Genomic DNA, 20,173 nt, shown 5'->3' on the forward strand with positions numbered 1-20,173 from the left:
GGGGATTTTTTGCCAACAAGAACATGACCCCCCCCGCCTTTCTTTTTTTGCTCTTTCCCCCACCAACCACCCCCCCCCCCTTGTTTCTGCCACGGCCCCCCCCCGCGTCACAAGGCCGATCAGGGGCGGATCAGGGGCGGATGACGGCCGGGCCCTTGTCCTCGGCCAGCACGTGGTGGCCGGCCGGCACGTCCGTCGAACCGGCCTGGACGGGGGCCGTCGCCTGAACCGCTCCGAGTCCGAGCACCAGAGCCACAGTGAAGATCCCGATCAGTCCGGCCAGCTTGCTGCGCATTGTTTCCGCCCCTTGGTCTGTGGTGCCCTCGTCCTGACACCACGGATGCTGTCCGCGGCCGTTCCCGAACGGTTCCCCCCGCGATACCGAGCGCGACCGTACAGCGGGAACGGGATCCCCCGCAGGGGGTCGGTCAATCGTGGCGCGATTGACCGAGGTTGGCCGGATCAGGACTGCCGCGGAACCCTGCATTCCACGATCCGCGGACCCCGATCGGTGAGGACCACCGCGGTGTGCGCGGTACCCGCCTCGTGCCCGGCCAGGTCCAGCAGGGCCCGGACCGCGGAGCGCAGCAGCGACTGCTGCGCCTCCGTCGGCGGCTCCCCCGCAGCGATCCCGACCACGGTGTGCATACCGCCCTCGGTGCGGGTCTCCACGGTGAACCGCGGTCCCTCCAGGGGCTCTTCCACGTGCTCCGGGGCCGACTGCTCCTCGGCCACCAGGCCCTCGGCCCAGCGCTGCGTGGCCGACAGCTCCCGCAGGAGCCGGCCCAGCTCCTGCTCGTCGTTCAGATCGGGCGGATGGTTCGAATGCTTCGAACGGTTCACGGATCACTCCTCAGGCAGTCAACTCCCCGGGAGAATCCCGCCGCTTCGTCCCGATGCGTTCCCGGTCCGTTCCCATCGCACCCCATCGGATCCCATCGGATCCCATCGTGTCCCAACAGGTCCGGTCGGTCCATCGGGTTTCGGCTCAACCCGCGGGGACGGCGACCCGTTCGGGCGCCTGGGCGATCCGCGCCGGCCGGGGCCTGACGAGGGCCAGGTAGCTGTCGGTGCGCAGCGCCACCGACTCGTCCAGCCGGCCCGCGTTGAAGAAGATCTCCTCGTACTCCAGCAGGGCCGGATCGACGAGCACCTCGACCGACGGATCGAAGCTGAGCGGCATGATCGAGCCGCTGACACATCCCGTCAGGTCCTCCGCGACCGAGCGCACGGCGAAGGACGCTTCGGTCCCGCCGTACTCCGAGCGGACCGCCTCCAGGTCGACCCGGCAGTGCCCGGGCACCACCGCGATCACGTAGCGGCGCCGTTTGCGGCCGAGTGCCACGCGGATCACCAGGCACTTGGCGGCCTGCTCCAGCCGGTGGCCGCGGATCGAACTGGCCAGGTCGGTGCGGCCCTCCGGGGCGTGCCGCAGCAGCCGGTAGTCGGCTGCTCCGTCCGCCAGGAGGTCGATGAGCCGGGAGTAGCTGTCCGCGATCGCGGTCGCAGCGGTCACTTCGGTCCTTTCGGGAAGGTGGTCGGAGGTGACTCAGCGCGGACGCAGCTCCAGGGTGCAGCACTTGACGCTGCCGCCCGCCTTGAGGAGCTCGGAGAGGTCCACCCCGATCGGCTCGAAGCCGCGGGCGCTGAGTCGTTCCTGCAGGCGGGTCGCCGCCGTCGGCAGCAGCACGTGGCGGCCGTCGGAGAAGGCGTTGAGCCCGAACACCGCGGCGTCCTCGGCGGTTGCCAGGATCGCGTCGGGGAACATGGAGCGCAGGACGGCCTGGCTGCCCTCGGAGAAGGCGGCCGGGTAGTACATGACCTCGTCGTCCGAGAGCACGGCGAGCGCCGTGTCCAGGTGGTAGAACTCCGGGTTGACGAGGGTCAGGCTGGTCACGGGGAGGCCGAAGAACTCCTGGGCCTCGGCGTGCGAGCGCGGGTCGGTGCGGAAGCCGGTGCCGGCCAGGATGCGGCGGCCGACGGTGAGGATGTCGCCCTCGCCCTCGTTGATGTACTCGGGCCACAGCAGCTCGCTGAAGCCCTGCTTCTCGAACCACTTCAGGTACGCGGGGCCCTCAGCGGTGCGCTCAGCGTGCCGGAAGCGGGCACCGTAGACCTTGCCGTTCACGACGGTGGCGCCGTTCGCGGCGAAGACCATGTCGGGCAGGCCCTCGATCGGGTCGACCTCCTCGACGGTGTGGCCGAGCTCCACGTAGAGGTCGCGCAGGCGCTGCCACTGGCGGACGGCCAGGCTGTTGTCGGTGCTCTTCTCCGGGTTCATCCACGGATTGATCGAGTACGTGACGTCGTAGTGGCGCGGACGGCACATCAGCAGGCGGCGCCGGGTGGCGATGCGGGTCGGCTTCGTCGGCTCGTACCGCGCGGAGGCGCTGGGGATGTATCCGGCGGGGGTGATCGGCTCGGTGAGCGGCACTGTGACTCCTTCAAAGGGTGGTTGGAGGGGATTCCCGGGCGCCCGCAGGGTGTGCGGGCCGCCCGGGCGGTGCGACGCGAGGTCAGCGGATCTGTCGGTGGTGGTGCTGGACGGTCTCCGTCAGCGGGCGGAGGCGAGCGGCTTCTCGCCGGCCTCGTCCGCGGCTTCCGCGGCTTCGGCTGCTTCGGCTGCTTCCGCCGTCTCCTCCGACGGCTCGTCGGACGCCCTCAGCCCGACCGCCGCCATGGCGGCCGCGACGGCTCCGAGGACACCGCAGACGGCCCAGATGACATTGCCCTGGGTGGTCCACAGGAGCATGCCAAGCGCGGGTCCGATGGCCGAACCCAGGCCGAACACCGCCTGCGAGGCGGCGATGTAGCGGCTGCGCACCTCGACCGGGGCCTTCGCCGGGTGGGCCCACAGGGTGGGGCCGCTGATCATCAGGCCGGCCACGCTCAGCACGGTGGTGAGCAGGATCAGCACGGCCGAGCTGCCCGGAAGCCCGTAGCCCGCGATGCCGAGCCCGTAGACGAAGGTGCCGACGGTGGCGGCGATGCTCGCCCGCCAGCGGCTGACCCGGGCGGTCACGGCCAGCTCGAAGCTGATCAGGAGGACGGAGGAGAGGGTGAGCACCGCGCTGTACAGGGCGGTGGAGTGGCCGTCCGCCTCGATCTTGACCGGGAGGACGGCGTAGAACTGCGCGTAGATCAGCGCGCTGAGCAGCATGGACCCGAGGTAGAGGATGAAGCGGGTGTCGCGCAGCATCGCCCCGTACGCGGACTTGCCGGCGGTCTTCCGCTCCGCGGCGGCGGTGGCCACGGCCGCGGCTCCGGTGGCGGCCGCGGCCTTCTTGTCGTTCGGCAGCAGCACCACGGCGAGCATGGCGTACAGCAGGGCGGTCGTGCCGTTCACCCAGAACAGCAGGCTCCAGTCGATCTGGACGAGCACGGCGGCGAGCAGCGGGCCCGCGGCGGCGCCGACGTTCATCGCGATGCGGAGCATCGAGAAGCCCATCACCCGGAACTCCTCCGGCATGAGCTCGCTCAGCATCGAGGAGGCCGCCGGGCGGTACGACTGGGTGATCGCGCCGAGCGCCACGACCAGGGCGATCAGCACCTGGTAGCGGTCCGGCTCCGCGGCCCACGGAATCCCGAAGACCAGCAGCGCGGAGCCGCCCATGGCGACGGCGATGGTGTTGCGGGCGCCGAGCCGGTGGGTCAGTTCCCCGCCCAGCAGCGTCCCGGCGACGGCTCCCGCTCCGTACGCGGCGAGCACGAGACCGGCCCGGCCGGCGTCGAAGCCGCGGTGCAGCAGGAAGAGCACCAGGAAGGTCTGGACGAAGGCGCCGAGCTGGTTCAGCAGCACCCCGCCCAACAGGTAGCGGACCGTGCGCGGGGTCGCGCGCAGGGCGGAGAGGACGCCGGGCGCGGCGTCGTCCTTGGATGTAGGCACACTCATCGCTTCACCTTCGGGGTCGGGTGGGGGTGGGGGCAGGGGGCGGGGGGCGGGGGGCGGGGGTGCTGGTACGGCTTGGGGGGGCGGGGTCAGGAACCGATGGCCTGGGGGAAGGTGAAGAGACCGTCCGGGTCGTACTTCCGCTTCACCTCGACCAGCCGCTCGTAGTTCGCGCCGTAGTAGGCCTCGCGCCAGTTCTCCAGCTCGGGGTCGAGGAAGTTCTGGTAGGCGGACCCGGTCACGTGGGGGGCCATCGCGCCGTGCAGGCCGTTCAGCCAGTCGGTGTTGGCGCCGATCTGCTCGGCGGAGTCCTCGTCGGTCCACGAGGTGTCCATGGAGACCAGGAAGAGCGTGTCCCGGTGGACGAAGGCGGTGGCATCGGGGGCGGTGCGGTTGATGGCGCCGCCCCACGAGAACAGTCCGACGCCGCCGCCGTCCGGGTTGTGGCTGCCGGGCCAGCGCTCGACCCAGCGGAGCATCGTCTCGACGCCGTCCCCGGAGAGCGGTTCGCGGATGTAGTTGGACCGCAGCGCGAACTGGTCGCCCGCCGTCGCGTGGATCATGTACTTGTTGGCCTCCCAGAACGTCCGCTCCGTCACGTCGCGGGTCAGGGGGGTGGCCGCGGTGAGGACCGGGTCCAGGATCGCCAGGCACTCGGAGGCGGGGCCGAAGAACTGCCCCTGGACGGTGACCTCGGCGTTGCGGCGGATGTCCGCGGGATCGGTGCCGTACGTCCACACGCCCAGGCGGGCCGCGAAGTCGTCGGGGGCCTGCTGGACGACGCGCTGCATCACCTCGAAGACGGCGGCCGCGTCGGACCAGGCCCAGGTGAGGCTGAAGGTGGTCACGTCGGGGACCGGCTGCGCCTGGAAGGTGAGGGAGACGTTGATGCCGAAGTTGCCTCCGCCGCCGCCCCGCATCGCCCAGAACAGGTCCGGGTTCTCGTGCTCGTTGCAGACGGCGAGGGAGCCGTCCGCGAGGACCACGGTGGTCTCCACGAGCGCGTCGGCGGTCAGGCCGTAGCGGCGCGCGGCGAAGGCGGCGCCGCCGCCGAGCGCGAGGCCCGCCACGCCGACGGTGGGGCTGGTGCCGGTCGAGAAGACCATCTCGTAGGGCTGCAGCGCGTCGTAGACGTGGCTGATCTTGGCGCCGCCGCCGGCCGTCACCAGTCCGGTGGAGCCGTCGGCGCGCGCCAGGGTGAGCCGGCTCAGGTCGATGACGAGCCCGTCGTTGACCGAGTACCCGGCGAAGCTGTGGCCGCCGGAGCGTGCGACGACGGGCACGTCGTTGCCGCGCGCCCACAGGAGCGCGCGCTGCACGTCGGACGCGTCGGCGGCGGTGACGACCGCGGCCGGCGAGCGGTCGCGGTAGCGGGTGTTGAACAGGTGGCTGCCGACCCGGTGGCCTGGGGTGCCGGGCAGGAAGACCCGGCCGGTGACCTCGCGGGCGAGCTGGGAGAAGTCCGCGGCCATGTCAGCGCACCTCTTCCAGGTACGAGACTCCGCTGTCGGCGTTGGCGCCGTAGCGCTCCCACTGCTCGTGGAAGCGTATGCGGCCGTCGTCGAGCAGCTGGGGCGTGTTCACGCTGTGGCCCGACACGATGCGTCCGTCGTTGAGCACCATGCTGTACGCGAAACTGATCACGCCGTCGGTGTCGGTGACGCCGGCGAGGGATCCGCGCCGGACCTCGCCCCCGGCGAACTCGGCCCAGACCAGATCGCCCTCGTGCCGGTACACGGCGGCCGGTACCTCGGCCCCCGTGCCGTCCACCACCTTGCGGAATCGCTTGCCCTCGTAATTGATCACGGCCCCATGGAAGCGGCGCGCGGGATTGTCCGGAAGGAATCGCGGGATCGGCCAATCAACCGTTCCCAGCCGGTCTGCGGGAGTGAGTCTTGGACCCACTGGTGCTGACTGGGCGCATCCGAACCGGATCGGGCAAGGGCGCAACCGGGCAGTGGCACGGCACGTCTGGAGGGGAACGAGACGGGGAACGGGACTGTGGGGAGCGACGCTGGCGCTGGTGCTTGCGCTGGCGCTGGCGCTGGCGCTGGCGCTGGCGCTGGCGCTGGCGTCGACCGGATGCGAGGAGCCGACACCGCCGCTCCAGCCCTTGGACCCGGAGTTCGTGCGCACGATGCGGCCGGTGATCCAGGATCATCTGGCCGCGACCCTGAACACTCGACAATCCCTTCCGGTGCGCTACGGCGAGGTGCCGGGATGGGAGCTCCGCTATTTCTGCGACGTGCGGATCATCGAGGTCACCCCGATGTCGGCGCAGGGCGCGTACAGCGTCGGGGTGCTCGCCGCGTGCGAGGTGTACGAGCGCGTGGGGACGGAACTGGTGAAGGGGATGTTCGGCGAGGTGGGCCCGTGGCTCGTCGAGCTGGACGGCCCCCGGGTCCATTCGAGCATCAACGACCCGGAGGGACACGAACCGGAGGTCTGGAACAAGGGCTGGTCGAAGCAGGCCACGGACGAGATGTACCGCCTGATGAGCACCAAGTGGGCTGATCCCGCCGTCGCCGCCCGCCGGCACTTCGGCCTCCCCGCGGACGCGCGCGTGCGATGACAGGTCACGAGCGCCGATGGGTGCAGCCTCTGGCCGCACTGTGCTCCACCACCACGGTCGTGACATCCGGATCGGCCGACAGACGACGCGCCTTGCCACGCGATCCGTTCATCCCGGACACGACCTCGGATTCGCTCCGCACCACCCGATGCCCGGCCTTCACCGCCCACGCCGACAGCCTCGATCAGCGGAACCGGAACTCGCACCAGACGACCTTGCCCGGCGCCCGCGGCAGCACGCCCCAGGCATCGGCGAGCGCCCCCACGATCGACAGCCCCCCGCCCGTGCGGCCCCTCCCCGATCCGCGACAGCCCGGGCCCACTGTCGTGCACCTCGACGCGGACGGTCCCGTCGTAGCTGAGCAGCCGCAGCAGGTAGCCCCGGCCGCGCGGGACCCCGTAGCGCAGGGCGTTGGTCGCCAGCTCGCTCACGCAGAGCAACACGTCGTCGTGCCGGCCGAGTCGCCCCCCCGCCTCCAAGGTGTCACGTGTGAAGTGGCGTGCGGTGCCGATGGTTTGGGGTGAGCGCAGGTAGAGGCGCTCCTGGACCAGGGCGGGTTGAGTATGCAGATTCACGTACCGATCGTCGCGTTACGTGACTAGCGTGGAGCAGTACGGCAACCCGTACTCAGTGATGAGTACGGGTTGGCACGGGGTAGTGCAGCCGCAAGGGTGGGGAGTTCATCGTCATGCCACCGAGGAAACGCGCACGGCCGAACGCGACGACCATGAAGATGGTGGGGAGGATGGTCGCCGCGGCCCGGATCGCCAAGAACCTGACACAGAAGCAGCTCGGAGAGCTGGTCGGTTTGGATGCGGAGACGATCGCGTCCATCGAGCAGGGGCGGAGAGGGCTCATGCCTGATGTCGCGGAGCTGATGGACCCTTGCCTAGGGCTACCGGGCCTGCTGACCGTGGCCGCCAACGAAATGCCCGAACGGGATGCGAGCACCCCTTGGTCCGAGGAGTACATGGACCTCGAACAGCAAGCGATCACGCTCAACTGGTACGAATCCACAGTCATCCCAGGACTCCTGCAGACCGAGAACTACATGCGAGCCCTCTTTCGCTGCCGCGTCCCGGCGTTCCTCCCCGAGGAGATCGAGACCCTGACCGTCCGACGCCTCTCCCGGGTACAGATCCTGCACCGACGGCACCCTCCGAATGTCACCTTCATCATTTCGGAGACGGCACTCAGCGACCGGATCGGTGGCGACGAGGTCTACGCCGGACAGGTTCGCCACTTGCTGGCCTGCATGGAAATCCCGCACGTCACGGTCCAGGTACTGCCCCTCGGCCAGACGTTCCATCCGGCCGTTTCCGGCTCGTACACCATGCTGGAGACAGCCGAGCACCAGCACCTCGGCTACTTCGAAGGCCAGCGCGGCAGCAAACTCGTCACTGACCCCGACGACGTCAGCATCCTTGCTCAGCGATATGCAATGCTGCGAACCCAGGCCCTCAATCCTCGTGAATCTAAGGGGCTGTTGGACCGCCTGCTAGGAGAGCTATGAGCACGGACCTGAAGTGGTTCAAGTCCAGTTACAGCAGCAGCGACGGTGACCAGTGCCTGGAGGTGGCCATCGCCTGGCACAAGTCCACGTACAGCAGCGGCACGGACGCCGCCTGCGTAGAGGTCGCCACCTGCCCGGACACCGTCCACGTCCGCGACTCGAAGGTCCAGAACGGACCCGTGCTGGACCTGACCCCCTCCGCCTGGGCCACCCTCACGGAGTGGACCGCTCGCTGATCAGCGCGGCCAGGCCGTCCAGGATGCGGCCCAGCCCGAAGCGGAACTGGAAGTCCGGCTCGTCGGAGCCCGTGAACGCGTCGGACTCCAGCAGCCCCGTCACCGCCGGGTGCGTGTCCGGGCCGGTCATCAGCCGCAGCGTGCGCAGGTACTGACCCAGCACCTGGTCCGGTGAGACGCCGGACTTGATGATGGCGTCCATCATGTCCGCGGCCATCGTCGCCTCGTTGCGGACCAGGCCGCCGATCAGGATGATCGCGGAGAGCTTCTCGCTCTCCCGCAGGGCGGTCCCCGCCATCGCCGCGAGCCCGCGGTCCATCCAGGCGAGCTGGTTCGGGCTGACCGGCGCCCCGGTGATCGGGATGCGCAGGATCCAGGAGTTCGCCATCAGGACGGCCCGCTGCGCGTACGCCCACTCCGACAGCAGCTCCCGCCAGCCCGCGTCCGACCCCCCGGAGGAAGCCGGCGGGGTGCCGACACCCGCGTCGGCCATCAGGATGTAGAGCTCTTCCTTCGCCGTGACGTACCGGTAGAGGGACATCGTCGAGACGCCCAGCTCCTTGGCCACCCGGCCCATGGAGACGACGCCCATCCCCTCCGCAGCGGCCAGCGCCACCGCCGCGTCCACGATCCGCTGGAGGGTGAGGGTGGGGCGCGGGCCCTTGCCGGGGCGTTCGCGCAGGCCCCAGGCCATGGCCAGGCTCGCCGGGAGCCCGGTGCCGTCGTCGTCCGCTTCGTTCGCCATCGCCGCTCCCTCCCTCCGCCCGTCCGTCCGTCCGTCCGTCATGAGTCGTTGACGCACATCCTAGTTCTGTGTATTACTTACGCAATGGCGCGTAACCCATACGCAGAACGCAGATCGGAGTCCGACGTGGACGACCTCGGCATCCACGCCACCGCCCTGACCAAGTCCTACGGCGCCCTGCGCGTCCTCGACGGCATCGACCTCGCCGTCCCGCGCGGCAGCGTCCTCGCCCTCCTCGGCCCCAACGGCGCCGGGAAGACCACGACCGTCCGGATCCTCGCCACCCTCACCGAGCCCGACTCCGGCACCGCGCGCGTCGCGGGCCACGACACCGCGTCCGCGCGGGCCCTCGTACGCCGCTCCATCAGCCTCACCGGGCAGTCCGCGGCCGTCGACGAGCTCCAGACCGGCGCCGAGACCCTGCGCATGATGGGCCGGCTCCGCGGACTGAGCCCGCGCGCGGCCAGGGCACGGGCCGACGAACTCCTCGACCGCTTCGGGCTCGCCGAAGCCGCCGGACGCACGGCGAAGAGCTACTCGGGCGGCATGCGCCGCCGCCTCGACCTCGCCGCGAGCCTGGTCGCCCGGCCCGAGGTGATCTTCCTGGACGAGCCGACCTCCGGGCTCGACCCGCGCAGCCGCCAGGACCTGTGGGAACTCGTACGGGAACTGCGCGCCGACGGCACCAGCGTGCTGCTCACCACCCAGTACCTGGAGGAGGCCGACCGGCTCGCCGACCGCGTGGCCGTCCTGGCCGGCGGGCGGATCGCCGCCGAGGGCACACCCGCGGAGCTCAAGTCCCGCGTGGCGGGCCACCGCCTCGACCTGACCCTCGCCAGCCGTGCCGCCTACGACGCCCTGACCCCGCACGCGCTCCGCCTCTCGGCGGGGGAGCCCGCGGCCGTGGCGGAGGGCCTCACCCTCGCACCGGAGGAGCTCGGCCTCAGCCTGCCCACCGACGGCAGCGCCGCCCACGTCCGGTCCCTGCTCGACGAGCTCGACCCGGACCGCACGGCCGTGGACCGCTTCTCGGTCCGCGGCGCCACCCTCGACGACGTGTTCCTCACCCTGACGGGAGCCGCACCGTGACCACCTCCGCACCCATCGCCGCCGCAACCACCATCGCGGCCCACCCCGCGGTTCGCCCGACCCGCCCGGGCGTCATCGTGGCGGCCCACGCCCTCACCGGGCGCAGCCTGCGCATCAGCAGCCGCCAACCGGACGTCCTGATCACGGCGTTGATGCTGCCGGTCATGCTGATGCTCATCTTCGTCTACTTCTTCGGCGGAGCCATCGACACCGGGACGACCTACGTGACCTACGTGGTCCCGGGAGCGATGCTGCTCTGCGCCGGCTTCGGCGCGGCCAGCACCGCCGTCAGCGTCGCCACCGACATGAAGGAAGGCGTGATCGACCGCTTCCGGTCCCTGGACATCGGCGGCGTCCCGATCCTGGCCGGGCATGTCGCGGCCTCGGTCCTGCGCAACCTCGTGTCCACGGGCCTGGTCCTGGCCGTCGCCCTCGCCATCGGCTTCCGCCCCCAGGCCTCGCTGCGCGGCTACCTGGCCGCGGCCGCGCTCCTGGTCGCGTACATCACCGCGATCTCGTGGCTGGCCGCGACGCTCGGACTGCTCGCCAGCACCCCGGAGGCGGCGGGCGGCTTCACCTTCCTGATGATGTTCCTGCCGTACCCGTCCAGCGCGTTCGTCCCCATCGACACCATGCCTGGCTGGCTCCACGGCTTCGCCGACCACCAGCCGCTGACCCCGGTGATCGAGTCCCTCCGGGCCCTCCTCCTGGCCCAGCCGGCGGGCGACACCCCCTGGGTGGCCCTGGCCTGGTGCGCGGCCATCGGCGCGGTGTCCGTGACCCTGGCGGCCTTCGTCTTCGACCGCCGGACGCGGTAGGCACCAGGTACCGCTCAGGCCCGTCCGTGAGCACGGACGGGCCTGAGCGGCAGGTACGTCAGTGAGTCAGCGGATACGAGTGCCGCCCCGTCGCCGCGTCGATCTCCGAGTGGGCCTTCTGCAACATCTGGGACGCGATGTCCATGAGCGCGCGAGCGCCCGCGATCTCTTCCCCGACCCGCAACTGCTCAGGATCGGAGGGATGACGCATGGCGTAGCCGTGCGCCCGTACCTCGGAGCCGTCCCCGAGTCTGACCAGGGCCGCCGCACTGGTGCGGTGGCCCTCCTCGGTGAATTCGAGCTCCACATGCCACCCGACGAGCGTGGTCATGGCCCATCACCTCCAGGGGTCCGTACACCCTGCCTCCAGCGTGCACCTGCACGGGACACGATGCGAGTCGGGGGGCGGTGGGTGCGCCTGTGCTGCGGGCCAGTCGGTGGCTTTGACGGGGACCGGGGGGAGGAGAGGGGAGGAGCGGCCTGGTCGGTCACTTGCGAGGGGCTTCCGGCCAGTGGGCATCCGGACACCGCTCCGGCAGGACCGTGACCTCAGCCGGTACGGACGCGCGGGGAGAGCAGAGCATCCAGGGCCGGGCGCCTGAACACCCTTCCCGTGACGTCGAGATACGCGGCAGATCGCTACGCACTACCACTCGGCTTAGCGACTACCGACCGCCTGTGGCTGGACATAAGCCGCCCACCGCCCGTTGACCGTCCCACTCTGCCCAGCGACTGCGGAAAGTGGGAGGGAAACGACCACCCGCACGCTAAATGATCAGTTCTCGGATGGTGAGGACGAGGATGACGGCGTTGGACGTCGCCGGGCGTCGTCGGACCTCGCCGGACCTCGCCGGACGTCGTCGGACCTCGCCGGACGTCGTCGGACGTCGTTGGACCTCGCCGGACGTCGTTGGACGTCGTTGGACCTCGCCGGGCGTCGTCGGACGTCGTCCGACGGCCTCGGGCGACCTCGGGCCCGTCCGGGCCCTTGGTGGCCTATGACCAGCCACGGCCGGTCAGTAGTCGCTAAGCCGAGAAGGACTGTGTAGCGATCTGTCGCGTCCACCGACCCTGAGGTCCTTCTCGTCACCCTCTCGCTCATGCTGGCGGTCGACGGTCACGGGAAGGGTGTCCAGACCCCCCGGCCCTGGATGCTCTGATCGCCCCGCGCGTCCGTTCCGGCTGAGGTCACGGTCCTGCCGGGGCCGTGTCCAGATGACCGCTGGCCGGAGAAGGCACAGGCATCTCAGACGAGGCCGCTCCTCCCCACACTCTCCCCCCGGCCATTCCCCGGGGGGATCCCGGAAGTCTTGTGTTTTTCCGTGGTGGGACGGTCCGTCAAGGGTGGCCGAAGGCCATCGCGAAGCGACGCGACCGCAGGGAGCGCCCTTGACGGACCGTCCCACCACGGAAGGACGCTCGACTGCCGGGACGCCGCCCGGCACCCACGCAGCCACCGCCCGGCCCGCAGCACAGACCCCCCGACCCCGCTCACCCTTAGCGGCCGGCGGTCAGCGCTCCGCCTGCAGCCGCTGTGCGACCTCCGTCGCCCAGTACGTCAGGATCGTGTCCGCACCCGCCCTCTTGATGCCGAGCAGGGTCTCCATGATCGCCCGGTCGCGCTCGATCCAGCCCTTCTCCGCCGCCGCCTCGATCATCGCGAACTCGCCGCTGATCTGGTACGCCGCCACCGGGACGTCCACCGACTGCGCGACCCGGTACAGGATGTCCAGGTAGGGCCCGGCCGGCTTGACCATCACCATGTCGGCGCCCTCCTCCAGGTCGAGGGCGAGCTCGCGCAGGGACTCCCGGGCGTTCGCCGGGTCCTGCTGGTAGCTCTTGCGGTCGCCCTGGAGCGAGGACGCGACGGCCTCGCGGAAGGGACCGTAGAAGGCGGAGGAGTACTTGGCCGTGTACGCGAGGATCGAGACGTCCTCGTGGCCCGTCTCGTCCAGCGCGTCGCGGATGACGCCGACCTGGCCGTCCATCATCCCGCTCGGCCCCACCACGTGGACGCCCGCGTCGGCCTGGACCTGCGCCATCTCGGCGTAGCGCTCCAGCGTCGCGTCGTTGTCCACGCGGCCGTGCTCGTCCAGCACCCCGCAGTGGCCGTGGTCGGTGTACTCGTCCAGGCACAGGTCGGACATGATGACGAGATCGTCGCCCACCTCCGCCTTCACGTCGCGGATCGCGACCTGGAGGATGCCGTCCGGCTCCGTGCCCGCCGTGCCCCGCGCGTCCTTGTTCTCGTCGGCCGGGACACCGAAGAGCATGATCCCCGAGACCCCCGCCTCGACCGCCTCCACCGCGGCCTTCCGCAGCGTGTCCCGGGTGTGCTGGACCACGCCCGGCATCGCCGAGATGGCGAGCGGCTCGCTGATGCCCTCCCGGACGAACGCCGGGAGGATCAGGTCCGAGGGGTGCAGCCGGTACTCCGCGACCATCCGCCGCATCGCCGGGGTGGTGCGCAGCCGACGGGGCCGCGAGCCGGGGAAGGATCCGTACGTGCTCATCTTCTAGTCGCCTCTTCGAGCTTCGACAGCAGTCGGGACAAGCCTAGAGCCCGCCCCCGGCCAGGCCCGCCTCGTTGCGCTGCTTCCAGTCCCACAGCGCGTTCGCCCGGTGGTCCGGCGAGAAGAGCGGGCCGATCTCCTCCACCCTCGCGTACGCCTGCGGGGTGTCCGGATGGTCCCGCAGGGCCAGGCCGTAGGCGCCGATCATCCGCGTCAGCCAGTCGTCCACGTCCAGGAGGGACAGCAGCAGCTCCGTGGCATCGGCGGTGCGGTCGGCGGACTCCGCCATGCTGTCCGCGGCCGCTTGCCGCATCGGGCTGAGCGGGTCCCGGACCAGGTCGCGCACCACGCCCCGCATGGCGTCCACGTCCTCTTCCCCCGCCAGGAAGCGCAGGGCGACGGAGAACCGCACCTCGTCGTCGGGGTCACCCACCAGGAGCCGCAGGGCCTCGCGCTCCGCGGGCGGGCACGGCCCGTCGGACCAGCCCAGGCAGTCGACGGCCCGCAAACGCACCCCGGGATCCGGGTGGACGGCGTACCTCAGGCCGATGGACCCCAGCCTCGGGTGTCCCACGTCGTGCTCGGTGAGGGCCCACAGCACCACTGCCAGGACCTCGGGGTCCGCCTCCCCGTCCGCCCAGGCGGCGAGGACCTCCCGGTCCTCCTCGTCGTACGGGTACGCGTCGGCCCTAAGGCGCCACTGCAAGGTCAGCAGCCAGTCGGCCGCGAAGCGGCGACGGACGGGGGACCGGTGGTGCCGCAGAGCCGTCACCACCTCCCGGCTGCCCTCCGCGAGGCGAGCCTCGAGCCGGAACTTGGCCTCGGACCAGTCCACGTGCGAGGAGTCGGTGTGCCGGACGGCGCGGTCCACCAGCTCCTCCAGGGGAACCGGAACGCCAAACACCTGCTCCAGGGTGCTCAGTACGGCGCCGTGCCCCGCACGCACCACCAGCCCGCCGAGCGCGATCTGCTCGACCCGGCACCACTCCTCCTCCACCGTCGAGGTCTCCGCCGGCTCCGCCACCCCCGTCAGCCGCCGCAGCTGCGCCTCCGCGCCCACCCCGTACCACCGCCGGGCCGCGTCCAGCAGCCGCGCCCGCTCCTCCTCGGGCAACCGCTCCCCCGGCTCGGCCAGGTCCCGGGACCACAGCAGCGCGCCGACCACCGCCGGGGAGCCGCTCTCGACGGCCCGCAGCAGCGGGGTCGTACCGTCGGGCAGCACCCGGTCCGGGTCGGCCCCGGCCTCCACCAACGCCTCGGCGGCCCCGTGGTCGTAGGCCGCCACGGCCGCGCACAGCGCTACCACCGCGTCATCGCGATCCGTGGATTCCGCGGGTTCCGTGATCACGCCCCGAACATGCCACAGGGCCCGGGTGCACATCGCACCCGGGCCCTGCCAAGTAACACCGCTAAGGCGGACATCAGGTCGTACGGCGCCTGCGCGCCCCCGGCCGCCGCTCGCTCGGCCGGTACACGTTCTCCCCGGCCTCCTTCGCGGCCTCGCGGCGCGCGGCCCCGTACTCCGCCAGGGCCTCCGCCAGCTTGCCCACGCTCGGCTCCGGCGACAGCACGTCGACGCGGAGCCCGTGCTCCTCGGCCGTCTTGGCCGTGGCCGGGCCGATGCACGCGATGACGGTGACGTTGTGCGGCTTGCCGGCGATGCCGACGAGGTTGCGCACGGTGCTCGACGACGTGAAGAGCACGGCGTCGAAGCCGCCGCCCTTGATCGCCTCACGCGTGTCCTGCGGCGGCGGCGAAGCACGCACGGTCCGGTAGGCGGTGACGTCGTCGACCTCCCACCCGAGCTCGATCAGCCCGGCGACCAGGGTCTCGGTGGCGATGTCGGCGCGCGGCAGGAAGACGCGGTCGATCGGGTCGAAGACCGGGTCGTACGGAGGCCAGTCCTCCAGCAGACCGGCGGCGGACTGCTCGCCGCTGGGCACGAGGTCGGGCTTGACGCCGAACTCCACCAGCGCGGCGGCGGTCTGCTCGCCGACGGCGGCGACCTTGATGCCGGCGAAGGCACGGGCGTCGAGCCCGTACTCCTCGAACTTCTCGCGCACGGCCTTGACCGCGTTCACCGAGGTGAAGGCGATCCACTCGTAACGTCCGGTCACGAGCCCCTTGACCGCCCGCTCCATCTGCTGCGGGGTGCGCGGCGGCTCCACGGCGATGGTCGGCACCTCGTGCGGCACCGCGCCGTACGAACGGAGCTGGTCGGAGAGCGAGGCTGCCTGCTCCTTGGTGCGCGGGACGAGCACGCGCCAGCCGAACAGCGGCTTCGACTCGAACCAGGACAGTTCCTCGCGGCGCGCGACGGCGCCGTGCTCCCCGACCACGGCTATGACGGACCGCGCGCCCTCCGGCGAGGGGAGGATCTTGCCCTGCTTGAACACCTGGGCGATGGTCCCGAGCGTCGCGCTCCACGTCCGCTGGCGGGTCGTCGTACCGGCCACGGTCACGGTGAGCGGGGTGTCGGGCTTGCGCCCGGCGCCGATCAGCTCGGCCGCCGCCGCCGAGACGGTCTCCAGCGTCGCGGAGACGACGAGGATGCCGTCGCTGGCGCCCACCTCGCTCCAGCAGCGCGCGGAGGCGGTCCGCGCGTTCACGAACCGCACGTCCGCACCCTGCTTGCCGGCCAGCGGAACACCGGCGTACGCGGGCACGCCGACGGCGGTCGCGACGCCGGGGACGACCTCGAAGGGGATGCCGCCGGTGGCGCAGGCGAGCATCTCCTCGGCCGCGTTCCCGTCGAGCCCGGGGTCGCCGGTGACGGCACGGACGACCCGCCTGCCGGAGCGCGCGGCCTCCATGACAAGATTGGCGGCATCTCGGATGACCGGGACCCCGGCGGCTGCTGACTTCTCGTCAGCAATCGTCAGCTGTGGCGTGTCCACCCCCGCGCGCGCATGCGTACGTACGACCTCGAGCACCTCGGGCTCCGCGATCAGTACGTCCGCGGCGGCCAGGGCCTCCACGGCGCGAAGCGTCAGCAGTCCCGGGTCGCCGGGGCCGGCACCGAGGAAGGTGACGTGCCCCTGGACGGCGACGGACGCAAACGCGGAGGTGGTTGGGCTTGTGGGGTTCAAAGCGACCGCTCCCCCATCAGACCGGCTGCGCCCTTGGCCAGCATCTCGTCCGCGAGTTCGCGGCCGAGCGCCATGGCCTCGTCGTACGACTGGGGCACGGGACCGGTGGTGGACAGCTGCACCAGCGTGGAACCGTCGAGGGTTCCCACGACTCCACGCAGGCGCATCTCATTGACAATCTGCCCGTCGGCCAGCAGGTCGGCGAGCGCCCCCACGGGGGCACTGCAGCCGGCCTCCAGGGCGCCGAGCAGGGCGCGCTCGGCCGTCACGGCGGCCCGGGTGTACGGGTCGTCGAGCTCGGCGAGCGCGGAAATCAGGTCCGTGTCGGACGCCAGGCACTCCACGGCCAGGGCACCCTGGCCGGGTGCGGGCAGCATGTTGTCCACGGAGATCAGGTCGGTGGCCTCGTCGCCGCGGCCGATCCGGTTGAGCCCGGCGGCGGCGAGCACGACGGCATCGAGCTCGCCGTTCCTCACGAACCCGATCCGGGTGTCCACGTTGCCGCGGATGGCGACGGTCTCGATGACCTTGCCCAGCGACTTCGCATAAGCATGCAGCTGCGACCTGCGCCGCGGCGAGCCGGTACCGATCCGCGCACCGTCGGGCAGCTGCTCGAAGGTCAGGCCGTCACGGGCGACGAGCGCGTCGCGCGGGTCCTCGCGCTGCGGCATGGCCGCGATGACGAGGTCGTCGGGCTGCGTGGTGGGCAGGTCCTTCAGCGAGTGCACGGCGAAGTCGACTTCACCGCGCACCAGGGCCTCGCGCAGGGCGGTGACGAAGACGCCGGTACCGCCGATCTGCGAGAGGCTCTCGCGGGACACGTCACCGTAGGTCGTGATCTCCACGAGCTCGACGGGGCGGCCGGTGATCGCCCGTACCGCCTCGGCGACGTGCCCGGACTGGGACATGGCCAGCTTGCTGCGCCGCGTGCCGAGCCTCAGCGGCTGGTCGAGACGTGGATTCATGATGCCCGTCCTGAGTCGTGGTTCTTGTCAGCCTCGTCGGCCCGGCTGACGGAGGCCACCGTCTGCGGGTCGAGATCGAAGAGTTCGCGCAGCGCCTCGGCGTACCCGGCGCCGCCGGGCTCGCTCGCGAGCTGCTTGACGCGCACGGTGGGCGCGTGGAGGAGCTTGTCGACGACGCGCCGCACGGTCTGAGTCACTTCAGCCCGCTGCCGCTCGTCGAGGTCCGGTACTCGCCCATCAAGCCGCGCCACTTCCATGGCGACGACCTCGGCGGCCATGGCGCGCAGCGCGACCACGGTGGGCGTGATGTGCGCGGCCCGCTGAGCGGCCCCGAAGGCGGCCACTTCCGCGGCCACTATCGCGCGTACGGCGTCGACATCGGCGGCCATGGGCGCATCGGCGGAAGCCTCGGCGAGCGACTCGATGTCAACGAGCCGGACTCCCGGAATCCGGTGCACGGCGGCATCGATGTCCCGCGGCATGGCCAGGTCGAGCAGCGCGAGCCGTACGGGCGCGCCGTCCTGGCTCCGTACGGTCTTACGCGGCTGCCGCTGCGCGGCGGCCTCGCCCTGATCGGCCCAGGTCCCGTGCAGCTCCAGCGACCCGGCGTCCACCCCGGCCAGCGCGGCCCGCCCATCGGCGGTCCGCCCCGGATCGGAAGCCAGCGCCTCGAGCCCCACAGGACACCCGTCCCGCTCCTCGACGACCACCTTGCTCCGCACGGCCCCGGCATCGGCAATCCGCCGCCCACCGGCCGCAAGCACGGCAAGCCGCGCGACGAGCGCGGGATCAACCAGCTCGGCCAATTCCAGCCCCGCCGGCGTTTGAGGCGCGGGGGTCCGGGGGCTGGCCCCCGGCAACGGCGCCGCACCCGCCAACGGGTCCGGGGCGAAGCCCAGGGGAACGGAGGAAGGGCGGGTAGGGGACAGCCCCGCAGGGCGCTCCTCCATGGCCCCGGCCACGTCGTCCCCGGTCAGCACCAAGCCAGTGGCACCCGTACAGGACACGACGACATCAACCCGAGCCAGCTCACCCGCAACCGCGGACATCGGCACGGCGGAAGCCGTAACCCCGGTGCCCGAGGCAACCAGAATCTCGGCCAACCGCTCCGCCCGCTCAGCGGTCCGGTTCGCCACCACAAGCTCGGCAAACCCCACCCGCGCCATCGTCGCCGCAGCCAGCGAAGACATCGACCCGGCCCCGATGACGAGCGCCCGCTTCCCCGCGGCCCACTCCTCCACCGGCACCCGCACCGCGAGCTGCTCCAGCCCGAAGGTCACCAGCGACTGCCCCGCCCGGTCGATCCCGGTCTCGGAGTGCGCCCGCTTGCCGACCCGCAGCGCCTGCTGGAACAGATCGTTGATCAGCCGCCCAGCCGTATGGAGCTCCTGCCCCAGCGCCAGCGCGTCCTTGATCTGCCCGAGGATCTGCCCCTCACCGACGACCATCGAGTCCAGCCCGCACGCCACCGAGAACAAGTGGTGGACGGCCCGGTCCTCGTAGTGCACGTACAGATAAGGAGTGAGCTCCTCCAGAGCCACCCCACTGTGCTGCGCCAGCAACGTCGACAGCTCGGCGACACCCGCGTGGAACTTGTCCACGTCGGCGTACAGCTCGATCCGGTTGCAGGTGGCGAGCACCGCCGCCTCCGCCGCCGGCTCCGCGGCCAGCGTGTCGTGCAGCAGTTTGACCTTGGCATCGGCGGCCAGCGAAGCGCGTTCCAGCACGCTCACGGGCGCGCTGCGATGGCTCAGCCCAACGACGAGCAGACTCATGCCGGCATCACCGCCGGGACGTCCCCGTCGGGTCCGCCCTTGCGTGCGACGGCGGCGGCGCGTCCGGCGGGCGGCACGACGGCGGCGGCCGGAGCCGCCCCGGTGCCGGTGCCCGCGGCGGGGCCGCCGGCGGCGGCCTGGGCCGCGGCTTCCTCGCCGGCCTTGCGCTGCTCGTGGAAGGCCAGGATCTGCAGCTCGATCGACAGGTCGACCTTGCGCACGTCGACGCCCTCGGGCACGGACAGCACGGTGGGCGCGAAGTTCAGGATGGAAGTCACCCCGGCGGCGATGAGCCGCTCGCTGACCTGCTGGGCGGCCCCCGCCGGGGTCGCGATGACCCCGATCGAGACGCCGTTCTCCTCGATGATCTTCTCCAGCTCATCGGTGTGCTGCACGGGCATGCCCGCCACCGGCTTGCCGGCCATGGCCGGGTCGGCGTCGATGAGTGCGGCCACGCGGAAACCGCGCGAGGCGAAACCGCCGTAATTGGCCAGGGCGGCGCCGAGGTTACCGATGCCGACGATGACGACCGGCCAGTCCTGGGTCAGCCCGAGCTCGCGGGAGATCTGGTAGACGAGGTACTCCACGTCGTAACCGACCCCGCGGGTCCCGTAGGAGCCGAGGTAGGAGAAGTCCTTGCGGAGCTTCGCGGAGTTGACTCCGGCGGCCGCGGCCAGCTCCTCGGAGGACACCGTGGGCACCGATCGCTCGGAGAGCGCGGTGAGGGCGCGCAAGTACAGCGGAAGCCGGGCGACAGTGGCCTCGGGAATACCTCGGCTGCGGGTCGCCGGTCGGTGAGTTCGGCCAGTTGCCACGATGCTCCTGCGGGATGAGCGGGGCTGCAGGTGGCCACTTGTCCCAGGACCACCCCGTCGAATGCAGGCTATGTCTTTGTGAACGCGTGCACAAAGATTGTGTCCGCTTTGTCCGAGCAAAGTGACCGGGGTCACGCGCCTTGGGCATACGGGC

General features: G+C 71.2%; 20 protein-coding genes and 1 pseudogene. 5 read left to right on the top strand and 16 right to left on the bottom strand.

Translation table 11 applies throughout. The annotated features are described in order from the left end of the window. Window positions 1-130: 130 nt before the first annotated feature. The 7 genes from ACFWBW_RS18810 to ACFWBW_RS18840 form a co-directional block, all read right to left on the bottom strand. Window positions 131-295 carry a hypothetical protein gene (locus tag ACFWBW_RS18810; protein ID WP_385373763.1) on the bottom strand — a complete coding sequence of 55 codons (165 nt, stop codon included), beginning with the start codon at window positions 293-295 and terminating at the stop codon, window positions 131-133. Between the two features lie 167 nt (window positions 296-462). Then, entirely contained in the window at window positions 463-843 is a 381-nt protein-coding gene (locus ACFWBW_RS18815; protein WP_385373765.1) for a hypothetical protein, read from the bottom strand. Between the two features lie 145 nt (window positions 844-988). After that, the gene (locus tag ACFWBW_RS18820; RefSeq protein ID WP_385373767.1) at window positions 989-1,516 is read right to left on the bottom strand and encodes a YbaK/EbsC family protein; all 528 of its coding nucleotides are present in this window, start codon (window positions 1,514-1,516) and stop codon (window positions 989-991) included. Window positions 1,517-1,549: 33 nt separating this feature from the next. Continuing rightward, window positions 1,550-2,434, bottom strand: a complete 885-nt coding sequence (gene ddaH / locus ACFWBW_RS18825) for a dimethylargininase (RefSeq protein ID WP_385373769.1) — start codon at window positions 2,432-2,434, stop codon at window positions 1,550-1,552. A gap of 120 nt (window positions 2,435-2,554) precedes the next feature. Then, the gene (locus ACFWBW_RS18830; RefSeq protein WP_385373771.1) at window positions 2,555-3,892 is read right to left on the bottom strand and encodes an MFS transporter; all 1,338 of its coding nucleotides are present in this window, start codon (window positions 3,890-3,892) and stop codon (window positions 2,555-2,557) included. 86 nt (window positions 3,893-3,978) lie between these two features. Next, the gene (locus ACFWBW_RS18835) at window positions 3,979-5,361 is read right to left on the bottom strand and encodes an FAD-binding oxidoreductase (protein WP_385373773.1); all 1,383 of its coding nucleotides are present in this window, start codon (window positions 5,359-5,361) and stop codon (window positions 3,979-3,981) included. A gap of 1 nt (window position 5,362) precedes the next feature. Next, entirely contained in the window at window positions 5,363-5,695 is a 333-nt protein-coding gene (locus tag ACFWBW_RS18840; RefSeq protein WP_385373775.1) for a hypothetical protein, read from the bottom strand. 217 nt (window positions 5,696-5,912) lie between these two features. On the opposite strand from ACFWBW_RS18840, the gene ACFWBW_RS18845 reads away from it, so the two are divergent. After that, window positions 5,913-6,461 (top strand): hypothetical protein, encoded by a 549-nt coding sequence (locus ACFWBW_RS18845; protein WP_385373835.1) that lies wholly within the window; start codon window positions 5,913-5,915, stop codon window positions 6,459-6,461. 371 nt (window positions 6,462-6,832) lie between these two features. On the opposite strand, the pseudogene ACFWBW_RS18850 reads toward ACFWBW_RS18845, so the two are convergent. Continuing rightward, window positions 6,833-7,036 (bottom strand): annotated as a pseudogene (locus tag ACFWBW_RS18850) (ATP-binding protein); the annotation flags it as partial. A 170-nt stretch (window positions 7,037-7,206) separates the two neighbouring features. Here ACFWBW_RS18850 and ACFWBW_RS18855 point away from each other — a divergent pair. After that, window positions 7,207-7,974, top strand: a complete 768-nt coding sequence (locus ACFWBW_RS18855; RefSeq protein WP_385373777.1) for a helix-turn-helix transcriptional regulator — start codon at window positions 7,207-7,209, stop codon at window positions 7,972-7,974. After that, entirely contained in the window at window positions 7,971-8,210 is a 240-nt protein-coding gene (locus ACFWBW_RS18860; protein ID WP_385373779.1) for a DUF397 domain-containing protein, read from the top strand. Before ACFWBW_RS18855 ends, ACFWBW_RS18860 begins: the two co-directional genes overlap by 4 nt. Here ACFWBW_RS18860 and ACFWBW_RS18865 read toward each other — a convergent pair. Further along, a complete protein-coding gene (locus ACFWBW_RS18865) occupies window positions 8,188-8,955 on the bottom strand; it encodes a TetR/AcrR family transcriptional regulator C-terminal domain-containing protein (RefSeq protein WP_385373781.1) in 768 nt (255 codons plus the stop codon). The two genes, ACFWBW_RS18860 and ACFWBW_RS18865, sit on opposite strands and share 23 nt — an antisense overlap. Window positions 8,956-9,039: 84 nt before the next feature. Between ACFWBW_RS18865 and ACFWBW_RS18870 the strand changes: the two genes are divergently transcribed. Beyond that, window positions 9,040-10,044, top strand: coding sequence for an ABC transporter ATP-binding protein (locus ACFWBW_RS18870; RefSeq protein ID WP_385373783.1), 1,005 nt, complete (start codon window positions 9,040-9,042; stop codon window positions 10,042-10,044). Window positions 10,045-10,121: 77 nt separating this feature from the next. Then, the gene (locus tag ACFWBW_RS18875) at window positions 10,122-10,862 is read left to right on the top strand and encodes an ABC transporter permease (RefSeq protein ID WP_385373830.1); all 741 of its coding nucleotides are present in this window, start codon (window positions 10,122-10,124) and stop codon (window positions 10,860-10,862) included. A gap of 58 nt (window positions 10,863-10,920) precedes the next feature. Here ACFWBW_RS18875 and ACFWBW_RS18880 read toward each other — a convergent pair whose 3' ends face one another. The 7 genes from ACFWBW_RS18880 to ACFWBW_RS18910 form a co-directional block, all read right to left on the bottom strand. Beyond that, window positions 10,921-11,193, bottom strand: a complete 273-nt coding sequence (locus ACFWBW_RS18880) for a DUF1876 domain-containing protein (protein ID WP_385373785.1) — start codon at window positions 11,191-11,193, stop codon at window positions 10,921-10,923. A 1,180-nt stretch (window positions 11,194-12,373) separates the two neighbouring features. Continuing rightward, a complete protein-coding gene (hemB, locus tag ACFWBW_RS18885) occupies window positions 12,374-13,375 on the bottom strand; it encodes a porphobilinogen synthase (protein WP_385373787.1) in 1,002 nt (333 codons plus the stop codon). A 43-nt stretch (window positions 13,376-13,418) separates the two neighbouring features. Next, window positions 13,419-14,723 (bottom strand): HEAT repeat domain-containing protein, encoded by a 1,305-nt coding sequence (locus ACFWBW_RS18890; protein WP_385373789.1) that lies wholly within the window; start codon window positions 14,721-14,723, stop codon window positions 13,419-13,421. A gap of 73 nt (window positions 14,724-14,796) precedes the next feature. Next, window positions 14,797-16,464, bottom strand: a complete 1,668-nt coding sequence (locus ACFWBW_RS18895) for a uroporphyrinogen-III synthase (protein WP_385373791.1) — start codon at window positions 16,462-16,464, stop codon at window positions 14,797-14,799. After that, window positions 16,461-17,429, bottom strand: coding sequence for a hydroxymethylbilane synthase (gene hemC, locus ACFWBW_RS18900; RefSeq protein ID WP_250741027.1), 969 nt, complete (start codon window positions 17,427-17,429; stop codon window positions 16,461-16,463). Before hemC ends, ACFWBW_RS18895 begins: the two co-directional genes overlap by 4 nt. Continuing rightward, window positions 17,426-19,204, bottom strand: coding sequence for a glutamyl-tRNA reductase (locus ACFWBW_RS18905; protein ID WP_385373793.1), 1,779 nt, complete (start codon window positions 19,202-19,204; stop codon window positions 17,426-17,428). The genes hemC and ACFWBW_RS18905 overlap by 4 nt, the downstream gene beginning before the upstream one ends. Continuing rightward, a complete protein-coding gene (locus ACFWBW_RS18910; protein ID WP_385373795.1) occupies window positions 19,201-20,019 on the bottom strand; it encodes a redox-sensing transcriptional repressor Rex in 819 nt (272 codons plus the stop codon). Before ACFWBW_RS18910 ends, ACFWBW_RS18905 begins: the two co-directional genes overlap by 4 nt. Between the last annotated feature and the right edge of the window lie 154 nt (window positions 20,020-20,173).

Source organism: Streptomyces sp. NPDC059957, assembly GCF_042730015.1.
In the GTDB taxonomy this organism is placed as follows: domain Bacteria; phylum Actinomycetota; class Actinomycetes; order Streptomycetales; family Streptomycetaceae; genus Streptomyces.